General features: G+C 73.1%; 1 protein-coding gene. It reads left to right on the top strand.

From position 1 onward, the window contains the following. Positions 1 to 260 (top strand): hypothetical protein (locus tag O2V61_RS22360; protein WP_269185483.1); only part of this gene is annotated, 260 nt, incomplete at both ends.

The following is a 260-nucleotide window of genomic DNA, read 5'->3' as shown; positions in this document are numbered from 1 at the left end:
CTGGTCCCGGTCAGCAGCACCACCTACTGGATCACCGGACTCACCAACGGCACACCCCACCGCGTCGGCCTGGCCGCCGCCACCGTCACCTCCACCGCCAGCACCGCCCGCACCGCGACCAGCGCACCCACCACCGGCACCGCGGTGCCGATGACCACCCCCTGGACGCCCTACACGACCGTCACCGGCAGCACCCTCACCGTCAAACTGCCCACCACCGCACCCACCGGCGCCACCGGCTGGCACCTCACCGTCGGCAC

It is taken from the genome of Modestobacter sp. VKM Ac-2985 (assembly GCF_026967925.1).
Lineage (GTDB): Bacteria > Actinomycetota > Actinomycetes > Mycobacteriales > Geodermatophilaceae > Modestobacter.
The sequence above is the reverse complement of the archived record's forward strand: the minus strand, read 5'-3'. Positions and strand labels throughout refer to the sequence as shown.